Source organism: Stenotrophomonas sp. HMWF003, assembly GCF_003061285.1.
Taxonomy (GTDB): domain Bacteria; phylum Pseudomonadota; class Gammaproteobacteria; order Xanthomonadales; family Xanthomonadaceae; genus Stenotrophomonas; species Stenotrophomonas maltophilia_AP.
In genome coordinates this window covers 3,107-4,711 of the sequence record NZ_QAIW01000432.1, presented here as the reverse complement: position 1 = coordinate 4,711, position 1,605 = coordinate 3,107, and the positions used below count along the sequence as shown (strand labels likewise).

At 67.5% G+C, this 1,605-nt stretch carries 1 protein-coding gene; it reads left to right on the top strand.

Annotated features, from left to right (window positions below; all coding sequences use genetic code 11):
• Nucleotides 1-1,605 (top strand): methionine--tRNA ligase (gene metG / locus DBR34_RS18590; protein WP_258224118.1); only part of this gene is annotated, 1,605 nt, incomplete at both ends.

Here is a 1,605-nt window from a genome sequence, read left to right as displayed (position 1 = left end):
CTCGTCACCACCGCACTGCCCTACGCCAACGGCCCCCTGCACCTGGGCCACCTGGTCGGCTACATCCAGGCGGACATCTGGGTGCGTGCGCGTCGAATGAGCGGCGGCAAAACCTGGTTCGTCTGCGCCGATGACACCCACGGCACCCCCATCATGCTCGCCGCCGAAAAGGCCGGCGTCACCCCGGAAGCCTTCATCGCCAACATCCAGGCCAGCCACGAACGCGACTTTGCCGCCTTCGGCGTGGCCTTCGACCACTACGATTCCACCAACTCGGCCGCCAACAAAGCGCTCACCGAAGCCTTCTACCTCAAGCTTGAGGCCGAAGGCCACATCGCGCGCCGCTCCGTGGCCCAGTTCTATGATCCCGCCAAGGGCATGTTCCTGCCCGACCGCTACATCAAGGGCATCTGCCCGGTCTGCAGCAGCCCGGACCAGTACGGCGACAACTGCGAAGTGTGCGGCGCCACCTACGCCCCCACCGAACTGAAGGACCCGCGCTCGGTCATCTCCGGGGCCACACCGGAAATGCGCGACTCCGACCACTTCTTCTTCGAGGTCGGCCACTTCGACGCCTTCCTCCGCGAATGGCTGGCCGGCGACGTCGCCCTGCCCGGCGTCAAGGCCAAGCTCGGCGAATGGCTCAACGCCGACGGCGGCCTGCGCGCCTGGGACATCTCCCGCGATGCCCCCTACTTCGGCTTTGAAATCCCCGGCCAGCCCGGCAAGTACTTCTACGTCTGGCTCGATGCCCCGATCGGCTACCTGTCCAGCTTCAAGACCCTGTGCGACAAGAACGGCGAAGACTTCGACGCCCACCTGCGCGCCGGCACCAGCACCGAACTGCACCATTTCATCGGCAAGGACATCGTCAACTTCCACGGCCTGTTCTGGCCTGCCGTGCTGCACGGCACCGGCCACCGCGCGCCCACCCGCCTGCACGTCAACGGCTACCTGATGGTCGACGGCGCCAAGATGTCCAAGTCGCGCGGCACCTTCGTCATGGCCCGCACCTACCTCGACGTCGGCCTGGAAGCCGAGGCCCTGCGCTACTACTTCGCCGCCAAGTCCGGCGGCGGCGTCGAAGACCTCGATCTGAACCTGAGCGACTTCACCGCGCGCGTCAACGCCGACCTGGTGGGCAAGTTCGTCAACCTGGCCAGCCGCTGCGCCGGCTTCATCAGCAAGCGCTTCGACGGCCGCCTGGCCGACAGCCTGCCCGATGCCGCCCAGTACGACCGCTTCGTCGCCGCCCTCGCGCCCATCCGCGAGGCGTACGAACGCAACGACCCGGCCGCCGCCGTGCGCCTGACGATGACCCTGGCCGACGAAGCCAACCGCTACATCGACGACCAGAAACCGTGGGTGATCGCCAAGCAGGAGGGCGCCGACGCGCAGCTGCAGGCCGTCTGCACCCAGGGCCTGAACCTGTTCCGCGTGCTGGTCACCGCGCTCAAGCCGATCCTGCCGGCCACCGCCGCCCAGGCCGAGGCCTTCCTGGCCGCCCCCGTGCAGGACTGGACCGACATCGTCCGCCCGCTCACCGCGCACACCATCGCCGTGTACGCCCCGCTGTTCACCCGGATTGACCCGAAAATGATCGAC